We start from the raw sequence: 21,101 nt of genomic DNA, 5'->3' as shown, positions 1-21,101 counted from the left end.
CGCGGGGGACTGGTGCCTGCCGGACACCGCTCGCATGACACGATAGGAAGCCGTGACTGGTCAATCTCCGCGCCCCACTCCTCCACGCTCGTCGACGACCGGTATGCCCGTCGTCACGATGATCGGCGGGGGACAGCTCGCGCGCATGACGCATCAGGCTGCGATCGAACTGGGCCAGACGCTGCGCGTTCTGTCGGCCGGTGCCGACGAGCCGGCGGCCCAGGTCAGCGCCGACGTCGTTCTCGGCCATCACGACGACTTGAACGCGTTGCGGTCGGCCGCGACCGGATCCAACGCGTTGACGTTCGACCACGAGCACGTTCCGACCGAGCACCTCGACGCGCTCGTCGCCGAGGGCGTCAACGTGCAGCCGCCGCCGACGGCGTTGATCTATGCGCAGGACAAGCTGAAGATGCGTCGCAAGCTCGGTGAGCTGACCGCCCCGATGCCCGCGTTCGCGGAGATCACGTGGGCCGGTGACGTGACTAAGTTCGGTGACGAACACGGCTGGCCCGTCGTCATCAAGTCGATCCGCGGCGGATACGACGGCCGCGGCGTCTGGATGCCGGCGGACTCGGACGAAGCCGAACAGATCGTGCAGCGGCAGCTCGACCTCGGCGTTCCGCTGATGGTCGAGGAGAAGGTCGATCTCGCCCGTGAGCTGTCGGCGATGGTCGGACGGTCGCCGTTCGGTCAAGGTGCCGCCTGGCCCGTCGTCGAGACGGTGCAGCGGGACGGGCAGTGCGCCGTCGTCATCGCGCCCGCGCCCGCGCTCGACGAGGACGTCGCACTCGACGCCGAACGGCTCGCGCTCGGGTTGGCCGCGGAACTCGGCGTCGTCGGCGCCATGGCGGTCGAGCTGTTCGAGACGAAGGACGGCAAGATCCTCGTCAACGAACTCGCGATGCGCCCCCACAACTCCGGGCACTGGAGCATGGACGGTTGCCGCACATCGCAGTTCGAGCAGCACCTGCGAGCCGTGCTCGACTACCCGCTCGGCGACACGACGCCGTTGGCCCCGGTCACCGTCATGGCCAACATTCTCGGCGCTCCCGAGGCGCCCGAGATGTCGATGGACGAACGCCTGCACCACCTGTTCGCACGCATGCCCGACGCCAAGGTGCACCTGTACGGCAAGGGCGAACGCAAGGACCGCAAGATCGGACACGTCAACGTGCTCGGAGCGGCGAAGGGCAGCCTGAGCGACGCCGAGTACGTTGCCGCAGTGCGCGAGAAAGCAGAGCGTGCGGCGCACTGGATGTCGCACGCCGTATGGACCGACGGATGGGATCCCCACAGCAATGACTGACGCAGGACAGGGCCCGCAGGTCGGCCTGATCATGGGCAGCGACTCCGACTGGCCGGTCATGGAGGCCGCCGCAGAAGCGTTGGCCGAGTTCGGTATTCGATTCGAGGTCGGCGTCGTGTCGGCGCACCGCACGCCCCAGCGCATGCACGACTACGCGACGAGCGCTGCCTCGCGTGGCCTGCAGGTCATCATCGCGGGCGCAGGCGGTGCTGCGCATCTTCCCGGCATGGTCGCGTCGGCGACGCCGTTGCCGGTCATCGGTGTTCCCGTTCCGTTGAAATACCTGGACGGGATGGATTCTCTGCTGTCGATCGTCCAGATGCCCGCGGGCATCCCGGTGGCGACGGTGTCGATCGGCGGTGCGCGCAACGCCGGACTGCTTGCCGCGCGCATCCTCGGCGCGAGCGATCCGGCGCTGCGCGCCCGCATCGAGCAGTTCCAGGCCGGTCTCGAACAGATGGTCCTGGAGAAGGACGAAGCGCTGCGCGCGAAGCTGCTGGGATAGCTGCGCTGCGCGCCTGTGCGTGAACAGTCGCAACGGAGGCCAACTATGAACGCACGGGTGCGGAGCGCATCACGCGGCAGCATCGGATCGCTCGTCGCGACCTACGTCGCGCTCGGTTACGCCCGCCTGTGGCGCGCGAAGATCGCGTTCGACAACGACCACCGCCTGTTCGTCGCGTCGGGCATGCGCGGTGGATTCGGCCGCGGCGGAACAACGATCGGCGGGGTCTATCTGACGCGCACCAACACCTCGCGCGTGGTGTTGCGTCACGAAAGTGTCCATGCCGACCAGTGGGCGCACTACGGGGTGCTGTTCGCAGTCCGATACCTCGTCGAAGAGGTCAGGCATTCCGGCGCGTCGAACAAGTACGAAATCGAAGCCGGGCTGGGTGACGGTGGGTACAAAGGCAGGCCCCCGAAGTTCTAGCCCAGAGTCTTCGTGACTTTCTCGGTGGCAGTGCGCCGTTCGAGCTTCGTCTCGTCCGGGTTCGAGACCTGCACCAGCGACGCCCCGACGACCAGCACCGACAGCAGACCGTCGATCAGCTCGTCGGGCGTGCCCCACGACAGCGACGACAGCACGCGGTCGCCTACCGCGAGCGAATGTGCCTCTGCCCGAGCACGAGCCGCGGCGAGGACCTCGTCGACCGGCCGGCCGTCCAGGGCCGGGCCGTCACCCGACGGACGGAACTGATCGCCGTGGACGCGTACCGACGTCGCATAGTCGGTGACGCCGACGGGCAGATCGGCGACCGGCTTGCCGAAAGCATCGAGGGACAGCGCGAGGATCTCCGGGATGTCGCCGGCGTCGTCGACCCGGTTGCCGTGTACGAGAGCAACTTCCGCGTCGGGATCGGCAGTGAGTACCACCTCGGCGCCTGCCCACCATGCACCGAGCAGCACGGCCGCAGTCTGCCAATGAGCAGGCAACAACACGCTGACCTTCGCACCCGGCTGCAGCCCGATCTCGTCACGAAGCAGATTGGCGGTCTTGGCCGCCCAGTTCGCCAGCGTGACCGCGGAGACCTCGATGCGCTCACCGGTCGCGTCGTCGTAGAACGTCACGCGCGGACCCGCGGGATCCGTGCGGAGAATCGGGTCGAGCAGTTTCTCGGTCAGAGTCGCAGCCACGAGTGCCACCCTATCGGAGACGTTGCGATCGGCTCAGTTCACGCAGGCGGGGCCGGTCGAGCCCGCATCGATCGGGGGAGCAGGCGATTCACCGCCCGACGCGGCGAGCTGGTCGGTAGTCGTGGTCGTCGTCGTGGATCCGCCCGCGCCGGGGCCCGAGTAGTCCGACGCGAGGACGACTCGGACGGTGTCGTCGGTCAGCGTGTCGTCGGAGGTGATGTCGATCCCGCCGAGCGCGGCCGACACCGCCTTCGCGGCGTCGCTGTCGGGGTCGGCGGCCTGAACCGTGCTGGTGGACACGGACGTTCCCTCGTAGTTGCCGACGGTTCCGTTGCCGTAGCCCAGCGATCCGAGCGAACTCGCGACGCCGTTGGCGAGTCCGTCTATGCCGCTGTCGTTGGCGACGTCGACGGTCACCGACGACGGATCGATCTGGGGCGCTTCGGGTTCCGTCGTCGACTCCGGCTCGTCCGCGGTGCCGTCGAGCAGTCCTTCGACGTACTTCTTCACGGCGGCGGGATCGACCTCGACGATGGACTCGCCGTACTCGGTCGAGCCGTTGATGTCGACGGCGGGGATGGTCTCGAACTTGACCTTGCCACCGGCGAGGTCCTGCAGCCGCGTCGCGAATTGCAGTATGTCCCAATCGGAGTCGAGGACGACCGACCGCTGCACCGCGGCGCTCAGCTGACCCAACTTGGACGGGTTGCTGAGCGTCTTCGCGCTCAGCACGCTGCGCACCAGCGAGGCCATGAACACCTGTTGCCGCACGATGCGATCGAGGTCGCCGCGGGGCAGACCGTGCCGCTGGCGGACGAAGCTCAGTGCATCGGAGCCGGACAGGGTCTGTTCTCCCGCAGGGAAATTCGCACCGGACATCGGTTCGTCGACGGGCGCGTTCAAACAGACGTCGACGCCGCCCACGGCATCGGTGAGAAGAACGAACCCGAGCAGACCGACCTCCGCGTAATGGTCGACGGTGATGCCGGTCAGGTCGGCCACCGACTCGATCAGTGCCTCGCGGCCGGCTTCGGTGGACTGGGTCTCCGCGTCGGAGTCGGACACGCCCTGATTCACCAGTTCCAGGCGCTTGTTCTCCTTCGTCGCACCGTACGCGGCGTTGATCTTCGACTTGCCGATACCGGGCACCTCGACGTAGGAGTCACGCGGTATCGAGATCGCCGTGGCCGACGAGCCGTCGTTGGGGACGCGGATCAGCACGATCGTGTCGGTGTTCGACGCCACCTCCTCGCCTGCACGCAAGGAGTCGAGCTCGCTCTGCGACAACGCGTTGCCGTGCGCGTCGGTGCGGCTGTCGGTGCCGACCATCAGAATGTCGACGGCGCCGTCCGCGCCGCCGCCGAGGCCGAGAGCGCCCGCGGACGCGATGTTCGATCGAAGGCTGTCGACGCTGCGCCACGCGAATCCGGTGACCACGAGGACCACGACCGACACGGCGGCGACGAGAACCTGTGGCGGTTTGAGCCTGCTCGCCCCTGTGGTCCCCGAGAGTGGGGCGGCGTCGCGCCGAGGCCTGCGTACCCGTTCGGCGCGTGAGTCGGGGCGTCCGGGCGCACCGGGCGCACCGGGCTCGCCTGCATCGCTGCGCCTGCGGGATTCACCGCGCACTCGAGATTCACCGCGTCCTCGAGATTCACCGCGTCCACGAGGCTCGCTGCGTCGCACACGGGAGCGTGGATCTCTCCCCGACGCATCTGACTCTCGTGACACCTGGTGACCTCTTTCGTTCGGCGTTTCCTCCGTCGTCCCGAGGAACCAGGCTACTTGTGAAATCTCACTGCTTCGCTCAGGCAGCGACGGCGTGCCACACTTTGCAACTGTGGTGAACATCCTTGTGACCGGTGCCGGGGGACAGTTGGGACGTCAGGTGGTGGCCCTCGCAGGCGATCGCAGTGATGTCGATCGCGTGATCGGGGTGACCAGCGGCGACCTGGACATCACCGACGCGACGTCAGTAGCCGACGCCGTCGAACCCGGGTTGGTGGTCGTCAACTGCGCGGCGTACACCGCCGTCGACGCCGCCGAGACGGACTTCGAGCGCGCACTCGCCGTCAACGCGCACGGGCCGAGAAATCTCGCGGAGGCCTGCGCGCGGGCATCGGCGACGCTGATTCACGTGTCCACCGATTACGTGTTCGACGGGAGCGCCGACGCCCCGTACGAGACCGACGCCGCCACCGGACCCCGCAGCGCCTACGGCCGAACGAAGCTCGCGGGGGAGCATGCCGTCCTGCGCGCGTTGCCGTCGGCGTCCGTCGTTCGTACCGCCTGGGTGTACACCGGCGACGGCGCGGACTTCGTGTCGACGATGCGACGTCTGGAACGCGAGCGCGAGACGGTGACCGTCGTAGACGATCAGACCGGATCACCCACCTACGCACGTGACCTGGCCGGCGGACTGCTCGAACTGGCGACGGCGCCGCGCCCGGCCGGGCCGATCCTCCATCTCACCAACTCGGGCACGGCGACGTGGTACGACCTGGCACGCGCGGTCTTCGCAGGCGTCGGAGCCGACCCCGACCGTGTGAGGCCGTGTTCGAGCGCCGAGTTCGTCCGTCCGGCTCCGCGGCCCAGCTACTCCGTGCTGTCCGGGGCGGAATGGGAGCGGGCAGGGCTGACACCGCTCCGCGACTGGCGTGACGCTCTGGACGACGCTCTCCGCGCGGTCGGCGCCCGGGCCTGACACGGAGCTACCGCTAGTCTTGCCGCGTGAGTTCCAAGCTGGCCGTCGTGACGGTGACCTATTCGCCCGGTAAATACCTGGACCAGTTCCTCGAGTCCCTGGACACGGCAACGGACGAGAAACCGCTGGTCATCATGGCCGACAACGGCTCGACCGACGGCAGTCCCGAAGCCGCTGCGGTCAAGTACCCGCACGCCAGGCTGTTCCGGACCGGCGCGAATCTGGGCTACGGCGGAGCGGTCAATCGTGCCGTCGCGGAGATCGACGACAGTGTCGAGTTCATCGCCGTCGTCAACCCGGACGTCAAGTGGCACCCCGGTGCGCTCGACGGTCTGCTCGAGGCCGCGGAGCGCTGGCCGCGGGCCGGTGCGCTCGGCCCGCTGATTCGCGAACCCGACGGCAGCCGCTACCCGTCCGCACGCGCGGTGCCGAACCTGACGTCGGGTGCGGGGCATGCGTTGCTCGGAAAGATCTGGGCCGGGAATCCGTGGACGCAGCAGTACCGACAGGACAACGAAGCTGTGACCGAGCGAACAGTGGGCTGGCTGTCCGGCTCGTGCCTTCTGCTCAGACGCGCCGCATTCGACTCCGTGAACGGGTTCGATTCCCGTTATTTCATGTATATGGAGGACGTCGACCTGGGCGACCGGCTCGGAACGGCCGGATGGCTGAATGTATATGTGCCGAGCGTGGAAGTCACCCATTCCAAAGGCCATGCAGCAGGCAGACATCCGGAGTTGATGCTCCCGGCGCACCACGCGAGCGCTTATCGATTTCAGGCAGATCGTCACCCGCATCTGTGGCAAGCTCCCCTACGATGGGCGCTACGCGCCGGATTGGCCGTGCGCTCGAAGGTGGTTGTGGCTGCGGCACTTCGACAGCGACAGATCGACGACAAGAGAGAGGCCGATGATGTCAGCTGAGGCGGGAAGTAACACTGACGCCGTTATCCTGGTAGGCGGCAAGGGGACTCGGCTTCGGCCGCTGACCCTGTCGGCTCCGAAGCCCATGCTTCCCACGGCAGGTCTGCCGTTCCTGCACCATCTGTTGGCTCGCATCAAAGATGCGGGTATCGACCACGTCGTGCTCGGCACGTCGTTCAAAGCCGAAGTCTTCGAAGAGCATTTCGGGGACGGCTCGTCGCTCGGCATGGAGATCGAGTACGTCACCGAAACGGAACCGATGGGAACCGGCGGTGGCATCAGGAACGTGCTGCCTCGCCTCCGTGCGGACAACGTCATGGTGTTCAACGGCGACGTCCTGGGCGGCACCGACCTCACCGCAGTGTTGGACACTCACCAGCGCACCGAAGCCGATGTGACGCTCCATCTCGTTCGCGTCGGTGATCCTCGTGCGTTCGGTTGCGTCCCGACGGACGAGGACGGCCGCGTCACGGCGTTCCTCGAGAAAACTCAGGATCCGCCGACCGATCAGATCAACGCCGGCTGCTACGTCTTCCGTCGCGAGATCATCGAGAAGATTCCGCACGACCGTCCCGTGTCGGTCGAGCGTGAGGTCTTCCCAGCACTGCTCGCCGAGGACAAGCGCGTCTACGGGCACGTCGACACCGCGTACTGGCGTGACATGGGAACGCCCGAGGACTTCGTCAAAGGCTCCTCGGATCTCGTGCGCGGCATCGCGCCGTCGCCCGCGCTCACCGGTACGCGCGGGGAATCGCTCGTGCACCCGAGCGCAGGCGTCGCACCCGGTGCGTTGCTGATCGGTGGCACGGTCGTCGGCCGCGGCGCGGAGGTCGGAGCGGGTGCCCGCCTGGACGGCGCGGTCGTCTTCGACGGCGCAGTGGTCGAAGCCGGTGCGGTCGTGGAGCGATCCATCATCGGTTTCGGTGCCCGCATCGGACCTCGCGCGCTCGTGCGAGACGGTGTCATCGGCGACGGTGCCGACATCGGCGCACGCTGCGAGCTACTGCGCGGCGCCAGGGTGTGGCCGGGCGTAAAGCTCCCCGACGGTGGAGTCAGGTTCTCCACCGACGTCTAACGTTTCTCCGCGAGTCCGACGAGATGGGCGATCGTGTCCGCCTCGGCGGACTCGGGGAGAGCGTCGACCGGCCACCACCGCAGATCGGTCGACTCCTCGCTGCGCACCGCCCGAGCACCTTCCGGCGCGCGCACCAGGAATCGCAGGTCGAGGTGACGCGTCGGCTTCCCCAGCGAGCACGTGATGGGATGTGTGTGCGCGGAGAGCAAGTGCGCGTCGATGTCCAGATCGCCGATACCGGACTCTTCGCGTGCCTCCCGTAGCGCCGCGTCGACGACGGAGCTGTCCGACTCCTCGCAGTGACCGCCGAGCTGGATCCACCGTCCGACTCGCGGATGCAGCGTCAGCAGAACGTTCTTTCCCGACGCGTCCAGCACCAACGACGAGGCGGTGATGTGTCCCGCCTCGTTGGCGCGCATGCACCCGTTCGGATTGCTGGCAAGGAACGCGAGCATCGTGTGACGGAGCGAATCCTCGTGCCACGCCTCGGTGTTCCATGCGTTCAGTACGTCGACTGCCGAATCGTGCAGTGCGAGAGCCTCATCGGTGACGGACACGTCAGATCTCCATCAGTTCGTTTCCGGGCGTGCGGGGGTCGCGCGGTGTCAGTTCCTCCTGTGGATGCCCGATCGCGATGGCGCCCATGGCTTTCCAGTCCGCCCGCAGACCCAGCTCGGTACGGACGAGGTCGGAGGCGAAGATGGTCGAGCCGACCCAGCAGCTTCCGAGGCCGCGGACCGCGAGCGAGACCAGAAGTCCCTGCACGGCCGCACCGACCGCGACCGTGAACATGGTGTCCTCGGCGCGGGTGCGGCGTTCGTCGGGATAGGAGTGCGCACCGTCCGGCACACAGAACGGAATGACCAATTCCGGAGCGTCGAACAGGATGTCTCCGCGGGAGGTGCGCGTCTCGATGCGCTCCTCGGACCACCCGTCGGCGCGTAGATCCTGCTTCCACTTCTCCTTCATCTCGCCGAGCAACCGGGCACGAAGCGCGGGCGTTCGCACCCACACGAAGCGAACGGGATGCGTGTGATGCGGTGCGGGTGCGGTCAACGCGTCGCCGACGGCATCTCTGATGTCGTCGGCGTTCACGGGCTCGTCGGTGAACGACCGGACCGAACGACGCAGCAGCAGTGCGTCGCGCCTGCCCTTGTCGATCGACTCGGCGGTACCGAGCCAGAACAGGTCCTCCTCGCCCGGTCTGACGAGGTCACGTGCGACGGAACCGTCGTCCATGGGTGCGAGACCGCGAACGACGGCGACCGGGACCGAACCGAGCTTGCCCTTGACGAGGTCTCCGGCTGCGGCGATCTCGTCGGCGACCGCCACTTCGGTGACGACGAGTTCGTTCCCTTGGCTGTCCTCGGCGCCCGCGTACGCGTGGACGACGGCGAGTCCGGCGGCTCCGATCGCGACGTCGGTCTGACCGATGCGCCACGCCCTACCCATCGTGTCGGTGACGACGACGGCGACGGTCACACCGAGCGAGCCGACGAGTGCGGATCTCAACGCTGCCGCACTCGCATCCGGATTCTCAGGCAGCAGAGCGAGTTCCGCGCGATCGACGTTCGATCCGTCGATTCCCGACGCCGCCTGCACGATCCCGAGTCGGTTCTCGGTGATGAGCGTGCGGCCCTTGCGTGCGACGACGCGTACTGCTTCCTGATCGACGAGGCGGCGTCGGGCGGCGTCCCTCTCGTCCGGATCGATCGGCGCGTCGACCAGTCGGCCCTCGACCTTGGAGAACACCTTGCTCGTCACGACGAGGACGTCGCCGTCGCGAAGCCAGGGGGCGCTACGGGCGATCGCGCCCGCGAGGTCGTCGCCCGGTCGGAACTCGGGAAGACCCGGTACCGGGACGACCTCGATGCGGCCGCCAGGTGAATGGTCCTGCGGCACAGAAGAATTCACAGGTCCACCCCCGCGCAATGCAATGCGGCTGCGGCCATCCGGGCGGTCGTCTCGGGATCGGTCATCAGCAGTGGAACACTGCGGACGTCGACGCCGGGAACCGTTGCCGTGTCGGTCGAGTGAATCAACCAGCCGTCGAGGATTCCCGTGTCCGACCGTGCACCGTAATACTTTCCGACGGCTTCCGCGGTGGTCTCGACGTCGATCACGGACAAGCATTCGTCGGCCATTCCGCGCAGCGGTTTGTCGTCGACGATGGGGGACAGGCCGACTACCTTCGCAGCCGTCGTGCGCAACGCGCTGCGGATGCCGGGCACCGCGAGTATTGCTCCGACGCTCACGACGGGATTCGACGGGGCGAGGATCACGGCATCCGCGTCGACGATCGCCTCGAGCACTCCCGGTGCGGGACTTGCCTGTTCGGCACCGATGTGCGCGAAACTGTGTGTCTCGATCTGTGCGCGATAACGAACCCACCACTCCTGGAAGTGAATTGCGCGCTGCGATTCACCGCTCGGATCCTCGGGATCGGTGACGACGACGTGCGTCTCGCTTCGGTCGTCGGTCACCGGCAGTAGACGCAACCCCGGCTTCCATCTGTTGCAGAGAGCTTCGGTGACGGCCGACAACGGGTATCCGGTGCGCAACATTCTGGATCTGATGAGATGCGTCGCGATGTCACGGTCGCCGAGGCCGAACCAATCCGGGTCGGCTCCATAGGCGGCGAGTTCGTCTCGTGCATGCCACGTTTCCGCGACGCGGCCCCATCCGCGCTCGGTGTCGATCCCGCCGCCGAGGGTGTACATGCACGTGTCCAGATCGGGGCAGATGCGCAACCCGTGCATCCACACGTCGTCACCGACATTGACGATCGCGGTGATCTCGTCGTCCTCCCCGAGAAGGGATTTCACACCCTGCAAGAACCGGGCTCCGCCCACGCCTCCGACCAAGACAGTAACTTTCACAAGGTCGAAGCCTAGGCCGTGCGCGTGAACCGTGGGTAGGCGAGTGCCTCGTGGATCGAGTCCGGCGCTCGCTCCACGCGCGAACACCTGCGACACGCTGACGACGCTCGCCGATTCGGGGAGGGTGCCGAATTCGAGCCGAAGATGGTATTGGAATATCGTCGATCAGCTTGACCGCAGCGGTGTCCGGCGTGTCTAATCACATGTATGTCATTCCACGATCGTTCGACGAATTTCGTTGGAGTGGCCCTGGATTCGAACACGCGTTCCCATGTGGCGGCATCGCGTCGGGACGTGTAGTAAAGGTCGAGGGTTCGATGGGTGGCAGCGAATACCGGCGCGGGGCAAGGTATTCGGAACCGACCGAATTTTCTGCGCTATTCGAAGGTGAGGAGGCGGAAGCGATGTACGACCAGCACGTGACACGTGAAACACGGGGCGAAACCGGTGCTCACCTCAGCGCAGTCAACCACGCGCCGCAGACCGATTCCGAAGCAGGCGCAGCATCACGCGGCTGCGACGACAACATGATCGACATCTCGATCGGCACGACCGCCGACGCAGGTGCGGACGCCACCTCGGTGTCCGTGGCTCCGTCGCCGGAGGTGACGCCGGTCGACGCGGGCGCCGCGTATCTCGCGGCCGCGGTGATCGACGAAAGCGATTCTGCGGCAATCGATTCGATCGACGATGACGGAGCCGAAGGCGGAGGCGACGATGACCTCGTCGACTTCGACGGTGACGAGATCTCGTCGCGCGCACCGGAGAAGCCGCTTCTGAGTCTGATCGCCGGCTTCGATCAGATGTTCGAGGAGATCGAGGATCAGTGGCAGGAGCGTGCACTGTGCGCTCAGACCGATCCCGAAGCGTTCTTCCCGGAGAAGGGTGGATCCACTCGCGAGGCGAAGCGCATCTGCCTCGGCTGTGAGGTCAAGGACGAGTGCCTCGAATACGCGCTGGCGAACGACGAGCGCTTCGGAATCTGGGGTGGACTGTCCGAGCGCGAGCGTAGACGGCTCAAGCGCGGCATCGTCTGAGCAGCCGCCGACCGTCGGCGGGGCCTACATGTCGTCGTCGAATTCCGGGTCGACGACCTCGGGTTCGACGCCGAGGTAGGTTGCGACCTGTTCGACCAACACCTCGTAGAGCAGATCCTCTAGATCCTCGGGGTGCTGGGCGCGACGTTCGAGTGGGCGTCGAAAAAGAACGATCCGGGCGCGTGTCGTCTCTCCGCGCCGGTCTATTCCTGCGGGCACCAGCCGCGACAGCGGAACCGGCCCCTCTGCCACCACCTCCGGTGGCCAATCGATCGAGTCCGGGTCGATCGCTCTGATCTTCGGGACCTCGTCGACCGCGATGTCGAGACGTTCGAGGCGTTCGTGCAGTCGGTGGTCGATGCGTGCGAACGCCTCGAGCACGGCACGATCGAAGCGGTCGGCGCGTGTGCGATGGCCCGGCAGATCGGGGGGGATAATCGGTCCGCGGATCCCGCGACCGCGTCGTTCGGCGGATCGTGATGTGTGTCCGGAACCCGTTCTGGCCATACCGTGAGGTTATCTTCGGTGATTCGCGGTGTGTCGAGGGGTCGGCCGGAGCGGGGGAGGTAGTCTCTCGCATGTGAGATCACTGCGTGGATGCTGCCGACCGGGGTGTAGTCGTTCGGCCGTTGCGACGCTCACGTATGTCTACTCCGATTCGACCGCGGTCGTCGGACCTCTCGCCACCGTGGACGAGCCGCATTCGTGGGACCTGTGTGAAGTGCATGCCTCGACCACGACGGCTCCGAAGGGCTGGGAGCTCGTCCGCTACGAGGGCGGTTACTCCTCCACCTCGCCCGACGAGGACGATCTGACCGCTCTCGCCGAGGCCGTCCGCGAGGCCGGCCGCGGCGATCGCCCGCGTACGGACGAGGTGAGCACACAGTCCGAGGGGCGCCATGCTCGTCGAGAGGACTCCGAGGATCGACCGACGCCGCCGCCCGCGCGCACGGGTCGCCGTGGACATCTGCGCGTACTGCCGGACCCGACGTCCTGACCTGACTTCGCTGCGTCTCTGCTCGCCGCCAGTTGTTCTGCGCGAGCGTGTTTCGCATACTTTCGATCACAACTCGGTGAGTTCGGCGCGCCCCGTTCGCCCGGTTGTGGAAGATTCGTGATCGAGTTCGATGTTTAGATCGAGTTCGATCGTCGCATCCAATTCTGGACCGTTCGCCCCACCCACATCACGAGGAGTCGTTCGTGGCACGAACTACCGAGTCCGTCAACGCGGTCATCAAGGCTTACGACGTGCGAGGGGTGGTGGGTGAGCAGATCGACGTCGAGTTCGTACGTGACGTCGGTGCAGCATTCGCCAGATTGGTGCGGGACGGCTCGACCGACCGCGTCGTCGTCGGCCACGACATGCGTCCTTCGTCTCCCGAATTGTCACGGGCGTTCGCCGAGGGCGTCACCGCGCAGGGGTTGGATGTCGTCCTGATCGGACTGGCGTCGACGGACCAGCTGTACTTCGCATCCGGTCTTCTCGAATGCCCCGGTGCGATGTTCACCGCCAGCCACAATCCCGCGCAGTACAACGGCATCAAGTTGTGCCGAGCCGGCGCGAAGCCCGTCGGTCAGGACAGCGGCCTGGACAAGATCAAAGCCGAACTGGTCGACGGCATCCCCGCCTACGAAGGTGAGCCGGGAACGATATCGGAGCGCGACGTTCTCGACGAGTACGCGGCGTTCGTGCGTGAACTGGTCGACCTGACGAAGGTGTCCGGCGTCAAGATCGCGGTCGACGCTGCCAACGGCATGGGCGGACACACGGTTCCAGCGGTTCTGGGGTCGCTGCCGGTCACCGTCGAACCGCTGTACTTCGAGCTCGACGGAACCTTCCCGAACCACGAAGCCAACCCGCTCGATCCCGAGAACTTGAAGGATCTGCAGAAGTTCGTCGTCGAGACGGGCGCCGACATCGGACTCGCGTTCGACGGTGACGCGGACCGGTGCTTCGTCGTCGACGAGAAGGGCGATCCGGTGTCTCCGTCCGCGGTGACGTCGCTCGTTGCCGAACGCGAGCTCGCCAAGGAGCCCGGCGCGACGGTCATCCACAACCTGATCACGTCGCGCGCTGTGCCGGAACTGGTCACCGAGCTCGGTGGCACGCCCGTACGCACCCGCGTCGGCCACTCGTTCATCAAGCAGCAGATGGCCGAAACCGGAGCGATCTTCGGTGGCGAGCACTCGGCGCACTACTATTTCCGCGACTTCTGGGGTGCGGATTCCGGCATGCTTGCCGCGCTGCACGTGCTGGCCGCGCTGGGCTCGCAGGACCGTCCGCTGTCGGAGCTGATGCAGTCCTACGAGACGTACGCGGCGTCGGGCGAGATCAACTCGACGGTCGCCGACGCAGCCGAACGAACCGCTGCTGTGCTCGACGCGTTCGCCGATCGCACCAGCGCAGTCGACCGCTTGGACGGCGTCACCGTCGACCTGAAAGACGGTGCCTGGTTCAATCTCCGTGCGTCCAACACCGAGCCACTGCTGCGGCTGAACGTCGAAGCCCGCACGAGCGAGGAGGTCGACGCATTGACCTCCGAGATACTCGGCGTGGTGCGAGCCTGACTGGAATAGTGAACGAGTAGATCGGACCGAAAGAGTGAACGAGCGAGTTCGACGAGGAGAGGACGGTGTCGACGGATCATGACTGCCGCGTCGCCCCTGTTCGATCTCGACGACTCCGACGCTCTGGTCGCCGCCGACGTCGACGGTGTTCTTCGTAGCGCAGCCCTGGCGGGAGCTCAGGCTCGGGCCACCTCGACCGCCGTCGTCGAATCGGTGTCCGATCGGCTGCGCGATCTGCGTCCCCGCAGCGTCGTGTTCGTCTGCGGCGACGGTAGAGCCGGACGGGCGGCATCCGTTCTCGTCGCCGCTCTCGGCTCGCGAATCGGAGTTCCGCTCGTGCACGCACCAGGGACACCGCCATGGGTGGGGCCCTTGGACGTCGTGCTCGTCAGCGGTGACGATGCGGGAGACCCGAGGCTCGCGGAGTCGACGGCGGCCGCGGTGCGACGCGGTGCCGAGACCGTGCTCGTGACGCCGGACGAAGGGCCGTTGCGGTCGGCGGCTGCAGGCCGAGCAGTGTTCGTTCCACCGAAAATCGCAGTGCGAGAACACAATACGATCATGCGTTATCTGGCTGCGGGTATCGCAGTCCTCGGCACTCTCGCCGACGGTGCCTACCGGCAGCTGCTGCCCGACCTCGACGTCGTGGCCGATCTCCTCGACGCAGAAGCGGCGCGGAATCACCCGACGCACGAGGTGTTCCACAACCCTGCGAAGTCCCTGGCGGCGCGAATTTCGGGGGCGCGGGTGGTACTGACCGGATCCAGTCCAGTGGCGGTCGAGATCGCCCGTCACGCCGGCGAGGTGTTGTTCCGAGCAGCGGGCGTCGTGAGCGCCACGGGAGAACTCGGCGACGTCGTGTTCGCCGCCGTCGCTGCCGGAAGGTCTGCCGCCACCGACAGTGGCGCGTCGTACGACCCGTTGTTCCACGACGAGCAACTGGACGGGCCGCGACCCCAGCCACCGGTACGGGTGGTGGTGTGCTCCCCGCCGGACGCGGTCGCGCTGACGGAACGGCGGACCGCAGCAGTCCCGGACGCGCTCGTGTTGTCCGCGGACACCACGATGTTCGATCCGCGGACGTCCGGGTACACCGAAGCCGGTCGGCGAGTGCCGGAGGACCGGACGCCCGACATCGAAGCCGTGAACCTGGGCGAACTGGGAGCTATGACGTTGTTGGCGACGCGGTTGGAAATGGCCGCCGCGTATCTACATGTGATGGGCGGTAGGTAGTGCATTTCCTGCACGGGGCAGTCAGGTCGTATGCGTGGGGGTCGCGGACGTCGCTCGCGGAGCTGCGCGGGCACACGGTGCCGTCGGAACATCCGGAAGCGGAGATCTGGCTCGGTGCCCATCCCGCCGATCCGGCACACGTCGGCGACGGTCCGTCGAAACAGTCGCTGCTGACGCGAATCGGCGAGGACCCGGTACGCGAGCTGGGCGCCGATACCGCGAAGACGTACGAGGGACGGCTGCCGTTCCTGCTCAAGCTGCTCGCGGCGGACGAGCCCCTGTCGCTGCAGGCCCACCCGAGCGCCGCGCAAGCGAAGGAAGGTTTCGCGCGCGAGGAAGAACTGCGCGTCCCGATCGATTCGCCGGTCCGCAACTATCGCGACGCCAGCCACAAGCCCGAGCTGATCGTGGCGTTGACCGAATTCCATGCGCTCGCAGGCTTCCGGTGCCCACGGCAGACCGTGGAGTTCATGGATGCGCTCGGTGTCGAGGCGCTGTCCGTCTACCGTTCGCTGCTCGCCGACCAGCCCGATCAAGCCGGACTGCGCACCGTGTTCACGTCGTGGATCACCCTGCCCGGCCCCGCGCTCGATGCGTTGCTGCCCCTCGTGGCCGACGGTCTGGTCCAGTACCTGTCGACGCGCGCGCAGGAGGATGGGGGCAAGTTCGTCGCCGAGGCCAGGACGTTGCTCGAGCTCGGTGAGTCCTATCCGGGCGACGCGGGTGTTCTCGCGGCGATGCTGTTGAACCGTGTCACCCTGAACCCGGGGCAGGGTCTTTTCCTCGCTGCGGGCAACCTGCACGCGTACCTGTCGGGTACCGGTGTGGAGATCATGGCCAACTCCGACAACGTACTTCGAGGCGGTCTGACGCCCAAACACGTCGACGTACCGGAATTGCTGCGCGTACTGGACTTCGAGCCGGCCGAGGTGACCGTGCTCGATCCGGCCTCCGACTCGGTCGAACTGCCCGTGCGCTACGACACTCCGGCCCCGGAGTTCGCCCTGTCCAGGTCGACTCTGGCCGACGGAAGCTCGGTGAAGCTGGACAGCGCAGGACCCCAGATAGTCTTGTGCACCGACGGTCGCGTCGCGCTCGACGACGGGAACACGGAGTTGATCCTCGAACGCGGCGCGTCGGTATGGGTACCGGCGGCGGATCCGGTGGTTGCGGTGCACGCCCGGTGGGGTGCGGCAGAAGTGTTCAGCGCCACAGTCGGCTAGCGTACGAGATGCACAACACATGAGTCTGCGCCAAGCAGAATTGTCGACAGGTGGAACACATGCATGAAGAGGGCGCCGGCAACTCGAAGCAGCCGGCACGCCGTTCCGGGATCTTCCGGACGAAGTCGGTCGAGCAGTCGATGCGCGACACCGACGAACCGGACACCAAGCTCCGGAAGGACCTCACGTCCTGGGACCTGACCGTGTTCGGTGTCGCGGTCGTCATCGGTGCGGGCATCTTCACCCTGACTGCGCGCACCGCGGGCAACGTCGCCGGTCCGTCGGTGTCTCTCGCATTCGTGCTGGCCGCTGTCGCGTGCGGTCTTGCTGCCTTGTGCTACGCCGAGTTCGCGTCGACGGTTCCCGTGGCGGGCAGCGCGTACACGTTCTCCTACGCCACATTCGGCGAGTTCATCGCGTGGATCATCGGATGGGACCTCATCCTCGAGTTCGCGCTGGCGTCCTCGGTCGTCGCGAAGGGCTGGTCGCTGTACCTCGGCGAGGTTCTCGGATCCGCGTCGCCGACGATCGAGATCGGGTCGCTGAACTTCGACTGGGGCGCACTGCTCATCGTGCTGATCATCACCGCGTTGCTGGCCACCGGTACCAAGCTCTCCTCGCGAGTGTCCTTCGTCATCACCGCCATCAAGGTCGCGGTCGTGCTTCTCGTGGTCGTCGTCGGTGCGTTCTACATCAAGACCGACAACTATTCGCCGTACATCCCGCCGTCCGAGCCCGGTTCGACGGGTGAGGGTATTCACCAGTCTCTGTTCTCGTTCGTCACCGGGGCCGGTGGAAGCACGTTCGGCTGGTACGGCTTGCTCGCCGCCGCCAGCCTCGTCTTCTTCGCGTTCATCGGTTTCGACGTCGTCGCCACCACCGCAGAGGAGACGAAGCAGCCGCAGAAGGCGCTCCCACGAGGCATCCTCGGATCGCTCGCGATCGTCACCGTTCTGTACGTCGCGGTCACCCTGGTCCTGACCGGCATGGTCAAGTACACCGAACTGGCGGGCGATTCCTCGACGCTGGCAACCGCATTCGAACTGAACGGCCTCACGTGGGCGAAGAACATCATCTCGTTCGGAGCGCTCGCCGGCCTGACGACCGTCGTCATGGTGCTCATGCTCGGACAGACGCGTGTGCTGTTCGCCATGTCGCGTGACGGTCTTGCTCCCCGTGGGCTCGCGCGGACCGGCCGACGCGGAACCCCCGTCCGTATCACCTTGCTGGTCGGGTTCGTCGTGGCCGTTCTCGCCGCGTTCTTCCCGATCGGCACGCTCGAAGAGATGGTCAACATCGGAACGCTCTTCGCATTCGTGCTCGTGTCCATCGGAGTGATCGTCCTGCGTCGAACCCGCCCGGATCTTCCGCGCGGATTCAAGGTTCCGTTGATGCCCGTCATTCCGATTCTCGCGGTCGTTGCATGCCTGTGGCTCATGATCAATCTGTCCGTCGAGACGTGGATCCGATTCCTCGTCTGGATGGCGATCGGCGTCGCGATCTACTTCCTGTACAGCAGGCGTAACGCCGAGAAGACGATTCGTGAGCGCGAGCAATCGATCGCTCAGGCGGCGCGCGAGTAGGTCGAGAACCGGATGACGGGACGGATCGTCGCGCTTCCAGCCGGTCGTACGGTTGTTATAAGCTTCCCGAACCAACCTTGAGTCGGATAACGAGGGGGTTCGCGTTGGGTGGGGTCGGCCAGGTGGGTGCATCCGTGGATGCACCCACCAGCAGCGTTTCAGTCGAACACGAGGTGCCGAGTGCATCGCTCCGTCGGCGCCGAGGCGTGAAACGGTATCTGTGGATGCTCGGCCTCCTCGCTCCCGCGTCGGCGCTTCTTCCGTCACAGCTCGTGATGTGGACGGGCATGCCGATCTTCTGGTGGAGCGGGGTGATGATCTTCTTCGTCGTCATTCCGATCATCGATGCCCTCGCAGGCGAGGACGGTCACAATCCGTCCGACGACGACATCGAGTCGATGGAACAGGACCGGTACTACCGCTGGTGCACCTACCTGTTCCTGCCGGTTCAGTTCGTCACGCTGCTCGTCGCCTGCTGGATGTGGGCGTTCGGCGGGCTGACCGTCGTCGACAAGGTCGGCCTGGCCGTCACCGTCGGTCTCGTCGCGGGCACCGGCATCAATGCAGCCCACGAGCTGGGCCACCGCATCGAGCAGCACGAGCGATGGCTGGCGAAGGTCGCGCTGACGCAGACGTTCTACGGACACTTCTTCGTCGAGCACAACCGGGGCCACCACGTGCGTGTCGCCACCCCCGAGGATCCGGCGACGGCGCGCTTCGGCGAGGACGTCTACACGTTTCTACCGCGCAGCGTGATCGGCGGCCTACGGTCGGGATGGTCGCTCGAGAAGCAACGGCTCGCCCGTCTCGGCCTGCGCACCTGGAGTATCCGCAACAATCTGGTTCATTCGTGGCTGATGTCCCTGGCCCTGTTCGCCGTCCTGGCGGTGGTATTCGGTCCGGGGATTCTGCCGTACCTGGCTCTGCAGGCCGTCGTCGGATTTCTGCTGCTGGAAGTCATCAACTACGTCGAGCACTACGGACTGCTGCGTGAGAAGAACGCCCGAGGACGCTACGTACGGACGTCCGCGCGCCACAGCTGGAACAGCGATCGACTGTGCACCAACATCTTTCTGTATCACCTGCAGCGACACAGCGACCACCACGCCAACCCCGCCAAGCGGTATCAGACGCTGCGTGCCTGTGACGAAGCGCCGCAGCTGCCTGCCGGGTATGCCACGATGGTGCTGCTCGCGCTCGTGCCGCCGCTGTGGCGTCGCGTGATGGACCCTCGGGTGCTGGCGCACTACGACGGCGACGTCACGCGCACGAACATCCTGCCTCGCCGACGCGAGAAGATCCTGGCGCAGCACGACATCGGGACGAATCGGGCAGCATAGACCGGCGGGCAGGTGGGACGACGCGCACCGAACCCGACCGGATAGCCTTGCCGATGGAACTTCACGCAACCAGGAGAGGCAAGATGACGACCTCAGTAACGCCGAACGAGGGTTCGGCAACAGGATCGGCACTCACCGCGGACGTCCTCGGTGGCATCGACTTCAAGGTCGCGGACCTGTCGCTCGCCGAATACGGCCGCAAGGAAATTCGCCTCGCCGAGCACGAGATGCCCGGTTTGATGGCGTTGCGTCGCGAATACGCCGACGTGCAGCCGTTGAAGGGCGCACGTATTTCGGGCTCGCTGCACATGACCATCCAGACTGCCGTGCTGATCGAGACGCTCGTCTCGCTCGGTGCCGAGGTGCGCTGGGCGTCGTGCAACATCTTCTCGACCCAGGATCACGCGGCCGCCGCCATCGTCGTCGGCCCGAACGGAACACCCGAATCTCCCTCCGGAGTCCCGGTTTTCGCCTGGAAGGGCGAGACGCTCGAAGAGTACTGGTGGGCAGCCGAGCAGATGCTGACCTGGCCCGACGCGCCTGCGAACATGATTCTCGACGACGGCGGCGACGCCACGATGCTGGTGCTGCGCGGTGCCCAGTTCGAGAAGGCAGGCGTCGTTCCTCCGATCGACGAGGACCACGACTCCGACGAGTACAAGGTCTTCCTCCGTCTGCTCGGCCGTTCGCTCGAGGCCTCGACGTCCAAGTGGACCGAGATCGCCGAGTCGGTCAAGGGCGTGACCGAGGAGACCACCACCGGTGTGCTCCGCCTGTACCAGTTCGCGGCGGCCCGTGAGCTCGCGTTCCCGGCGATCAACGTCAACGACTCGGTCACCAAGAGCAAGTTCGACAACAAGTACGGCACCCGCCACTCTCTCATCGACGGCATCAACCGCGGCACCGACGTGCTCATCGGTGGCAAGAAGGTTCTCATCGCGGGATACGGCGACGTCGGCAAGGGCTGCGCCGAGTCGCTTGCAGGCCAGGGAGCCCGCGTCCAGGTCACCGAAGTCGACCCGATCAACGCTCTCCAGGCGTTGATGGACGGCTTCGACGTCGTCACCGTCGAGCAGGGGATCGGCCAGGCGGACATCGTCATCACGTCCACCGGCAACAAGGACATCATCACCCTCGAGCACATGAAGGGGATGAAGGACCAGGCGATCCTGGGCAACATCGGCCACTTCGACAACGAGATCGACATGGCAGGCCTCGAACGCTCGGGTGCGACGCGCCTCAACATCAAGCCTCAGGTCGATCAATGGATCTTCGACAGCGGCAAGTCGATCATCGTGCTGTCCGAGGGCCGTCTGCTCAACCTCGGCAACGCGACCGGCCACCCCTCGTTCGTGATGAGCAACAGCTTCTCGAACCAGGTCATCGCGCAGATCGAGCTGTGGACCAAGCCCGACGAGTACGACAACGAGGTCTACCGGCTGCCCAAGCACCTCGACGAGAAGGTCGCGCGCATCCACGTCGAGGCTCTCGGTGGCACCCTCACCAAGCTGACCAAGGAGCAGGCGGAGTACATCGGCGTCGACGTCGAGGGTCCGTACAAGCCCGAGCACTACCGCTACTGACGTCGCTCG

The 21,101-nt window shown here is 66.1% G+C and carries 20 protein-coding genes; 14 read left to right on the top strand and 6 right to left on the bottom strand.

The features are described from left to right. Positions 1-52: 52 nt before the first annotated feature. Genes A3K89_RS03035 through A3K89_RS03025 form a run of 3 tightly spaced genes read left to right on the top strand, consistent with a single transcriptional unit; the run spans position 53 to position 2,240 of the window. The gene (locus tag A3K89_RS03035; protein ID WP_068421554.1) at positions 53-1,309 is read left to right on the top strand and encodes a 5-(carboxyamino)imidazole ribonucleotide synthase; all 1,257 of its coding nucleotides are present in this window, start codon (positions 53-55) and stop codon (positions 1,307-1,309) included. After that, a complete protein-coding gene (gene purE / locus A3K89_RS03030; RefSeq protein WP_068421551.1) occupies positions 1,302-1,814 on the top strand; it encodes a 5-(carboxyamino)imidazole ribonucleotide mutase in 513 nt (170 codons plus the stop codon). The genes A3K89_RS03035 and purE overlap by 8 nt, the downstream gene beginning before the upstream one ends. Positions 1,815-1,859: 45 nt before the next feature. Next, the gene (locus A3K89_RS03025) at positions 1,860-2,240 is read left to right on the top strand and encodes a hypothetical protein (protein ID WP_068421548.1); all 381 of its coding nucleotides are present in this window, start codon (positions 1,860-1,862) and stop codon (positions 2,238-2,240) included. Here the strand turns inward: A3K89_RS03025 and A3K89_RS03020 are convergent. Both A3K89_RS03020 and A3K89_RS03015 read right to left on the bottom strand, forming a co-directional pair. Further along, positions 2,237-2,944: a TIGR03089 family protein gene (locus A3K89_RS03020; protein WP_068421655.1), complete on the bottom strand. Its 708-nt coding sequence runs from the start codon at positions 2,942-2,944 to the stop codon at positions 2,237-2,239. The two genes, A3K89_RS03025 and A3K89_RS03020, sit on opposite strands and share 4 nt — an antisense overlap. A 33-nt stretch (positions 2,945-2,977) precedes the next feature. Further along, positions 2,978-4,573, bottom strand: coding sequence for an LCP family protein (locus A3K89_RS03015; RefSeq protein WP_084423544.1), 1,596 nt, complete (start codon positions 4,571-4,573; stop codon positions 2,978-2,980). 211 nt (positions 4,574-4,784) lie between these two features. Between A3K89_RS03015 and rfbD the strand changes: the two genes are divergently transcribed. Genes rfbD through A3K89_RS03000 form a run of 3 tightly spaced genes read left to right on the top strand, consistent with a single transcriptional unit; the run spans position 4,785 to position 7,646 of the window. Further along, the gene (gene rfbD, locus A3K89_RS03010; RefSeq protein ID WP_068421542.1) at positions 4,785-5,648 is read left to right on the top strand and encodes a dTDP-4-dehydrorhamnose reductase; all 864 of its coding nucleotides are present in this window, start codon (positions 4,785-4,787) and stop codon (positions 5,646-5,648) included. 26 nt (positions 5,649-5,674) lie between these two features. Further along, positions 5,675-6,571 (top strand): glycosyltransferase family 2 protein, encoded by an 897-nt coding sequence (locus tag A3K89_RS03005; RefSeq protein ID WP_068421539.1) that lies wholly within the window; start codon positions 5,675-5,677, stop codon positions 6,569-6,571. Next, positions 6,561-7,646 carry a sugar phosphate nucleotidyltransferase gene (locus A3K89_RS03000; protein ID WP_068421652.1) on the top strand — a complete coding sequence of 362 codons (1,086 nt, stop codon included), beginning with the start codon at positions 6,561-6,563 and terminating at the stop codon, positions 7,644-7,646. The genes A3K89_RS03005 and A3K89_RS03000 overlap by 11 nt, the downstream gene beginning before the upstream one ends. On the opposite strand, the gene A3K89_RS02995 is transcribed toward A3K89_RS03000, so the two are convergent. The 3 genes from A3K89_RS02995 to cofD all read right to left on the bottom strand — a co-directional run bounded on the left by A3K89_RS02995 (position 7,643) and on the right by cofD (position 10,525). After that, positions 7,643-8,101, bottom strand: coding sequence for an NUDIX hydrolase (locus A3K89_RS02995; protein WP_084423551.1), 459 nt, complete (start codon positions 8,099-8,101; stop codon positions 7,643-7,645). The genes A3K89_RS03000 and A3K89_RS02995 overlap by 4 nt on opposite strands. Before the next feature lie 103 nt (positions 8,102-8,204). Continuing rightward, entirely contained in the window at positions 8,205-9,560 is a 1,356-nt protein-coding gene (locus tag A3K89_RS02990; protein WP_068421533.1) for a coenzyme F420-0:L-glutamate ligase, read from the bottom strand. Further along, on the bottom strand, positions 9,557-10,525 hold the full coding sequence (cofD, locus tag A3K89_RS02985) for a 2-phospho-L-lactate transferase (protein WP_068421530.1): 969 nt from the start codon (positions 10,523-10,525) through the stop codon (positions 9,557-9,559). Before cofD ends, A3K89_RS02990 begins: the two co-directional genes overlap by 4 nt. A gap of 803 nt (positions 10,526-11,328) precedes the next feature. On the opposite strand from cofD, the gene A3K89_RS02980 reads away from it, so the two are divergent. After that, positions 11,329-11,562, top strand: a complete 234-nt coding sequence (locus A3K89_RS02980) for a WhiB family transcriptional regulator (RefSeq protein ID WP_027498876.1) — start codon at positions 11,329-11,331, stop codon at positions 11,560-11,562. Between the two features lie 24 nt (positions 11,563-11,586). Here the strand turns inward: A3K89_RS02980 and A3K89_RS02975 are convergent, their stop codons facing one another. Further along, positions 11,587-12,069 carry a metallopeptidase family protein gene (locus tag A3K89_RS02975; RefSeq protein ID WP_068421527.1) on the bottom strand — a complete coding sequence of 161 codons (483 nt, stop codon included), beginning with the start codon at positions 12,067-12,069 and terminating at the stop codon, positions 11,587-11,589. Positions 12,070-12,142: 73 nt separating this feature from the next. Between A3K89_RS02975 and A3K89_RS02970 the strand changes: the two genes are divergently transcribed. The 7 genes from A3K89_RS02970 to ahcY all read left to right on the top strand — a co-directional run bounded on the left by A3K89_RS02970 (position 12,143) and on the right by ahcY (position 21,092). Next, the gene (locus A3K89_RS02970) at positions 12,143-12,559 is read left to right on the top strand and encodes a DUF3499 domain-containing protein (protein WP_174551350.1); all 417 of its coding nucleotides are present in this window, start codon (positions 12,143-12,145) and stop codon (positions 12,557-12,559) included. A 203-nt stretch (positions 12,560-12,762) separates the two neighbouring features. Next, positions 12,763-14,130 (top strand): phosphomannomutase/phosphoglucomutase, encoded by a 1,368-nt coding sequence (locus tag A3K89_RS02965; RefSeq protein WP_068421524.1) that lies wholly within the window; start codon positions 12,763-12,765, stop codon positions 14,128-14,130. A gap of 78 nt (positions 14,131-14,208) precedes the next feature. Next, the gene (locus A3K89_RS02960) at positions 14,209-15,363 is read left to right on the top strand and encodes a tobH protein (RefSeq protein ID WP_068421521.1); all 1,155 of its coding nucleotides are present in this window, start codon (positions 14,209-14,211) and stop codon (positions 15,361-15,363) included. Beyond that, positions 15,363-16,586, top strand: coding sequence for a mannose-6-phosphate isomerase, class I (manA, locus tag A3K89_RS02955; RefSeq protein WP_084423543.1), 1,224 nt, complete (start codon positions 15,363-15,365; stop codon positions 16,584-16,586). Before A3K89_RS02960 ends, manA begins: the two co-directional genes overlap by 1 nt. Positions 16,587-16,645: 59 nt before the next feature. After that, on the top strand, positions 16,646-18,169 hold the full coding sequence (locus A3K89_RS02950; protein WP_068421642.1) for an amino acid permease: 1,524 nt from the start codon (positions 16,646-16,648) through the stop codon (positions 18,167-18,169). A 224-nt stretch (positions 18,170-18,393) separates the two neighbouring features. Then, positions 18,394-19,509, top strand: a complete 1,116-nt coding sequence (locus A3K89_RS02945; RefSeq protein ID WP_084423550.1) for an alkane 1-monooxygenase — start codon at positions 18,394-18,396, stop codon at positions 19,507-19,509. 83 nt (positions 19,510-19,592) lie between these two features. Then, complete coding sequence (gene ahcY / locus A3K89_RS02940) at positions 19,593-21,092, top strand: adenosylhomocysteinase (RefSeq protein ID WP_068421640.1); 1,500 nt, start codon at positions 19,593-19,595, stop codon at positions 21,090-21,092. Positions 21,093-21,101: the final 9 nt, after the last annotated feature.

The sequence above is a fragment of the Rhodococcoides kyotonense genome, assembly GCF_001645385.1.
Taxonomy (GTDB): Bacteria; Actinomycetota; Actinomycetes; order Mycobacteriales; family Mycobacteriaceae; genus Rhodococcoides; species Rhodococcoides kyotonensis_B.
This window is presented reverse-complemented; position numbering and strand designations above follow the sequence as displayed.

Excerpts from the sequence above, each read along its gene's own strand:
- A3K89_RS02980 (WP_027498876.1), top strand. The coding sequence starts at position 11,329 with ATGTTCGAGGAGATCGAGGATCAGTGGCAGGAGCGTGCACTGTGCGCT.
- A3K89_RS02995 (WP_084423551.1), bottom strand. The coding sequence starts at position 8,101 with ATGCTCGCGTTCCTTGCCAGCAATCCGAACGGGTGCATGCGCGCCAAC.
- A3K89_RS02945 (WP_084423550.1), top strand. The coding sequence starts at position 18,394 with ATGCTCGGCCTCCTCGCTCCCGCGTCGGCGCTTCTTCCGTCACAGCTC.
- A3K89_RS02950 (WP_068421642.1), top strand. The coding sequence starts at position 16,646 with ATGCATGAAGAGGGCGCCGGCAACTCGAAGCAGCCGGCACGCCGTTCC.
- A3K89_RS03025 (WP_068421548.1), top strand. The coding sequence starts at position 1,860 with ATGAACGCACGGGTGCGGAGCGCATCACGCGGCAGCATCGGATCGCTC.
- A3K89_RS02975 (WP_068421527.1), bottom strand. The coding sequence starts at position 12,069 with ATGGCCAGAACGGGTTCCGGACACACATCACGATCCGCCGAACGACGC.
- A3K89_RS02960 (WP_068421521.1), top strand. The coding sequence starts at position 14,209 with ATGACTGCCGCGTCGCCCCTGTTCGATCTCGACGACTCCGACGCTCTG.
- ahcY (WP_068421640.1), top strand. The coding sequence starts at position 19,593 with ATGACGACCTCAGTAACGCCGAACGAGGGTTCGGCAACAGGATCGGCA.
- purE (WP_068421551.1), top strand. The coding sequence starts at position 1,302 with ATGACTGACGCAGGACAGGGCCCGCAGGTCGGCCTGATCATGGGCAGC.
- A3K89_RS03000 (WP_068421652.1), top strand. The coding sequence starts at position 6,561 with ATGTCAGCTGAGGCGGGAAGTAACACTGACGCCGTTATCCTGGTAGGC.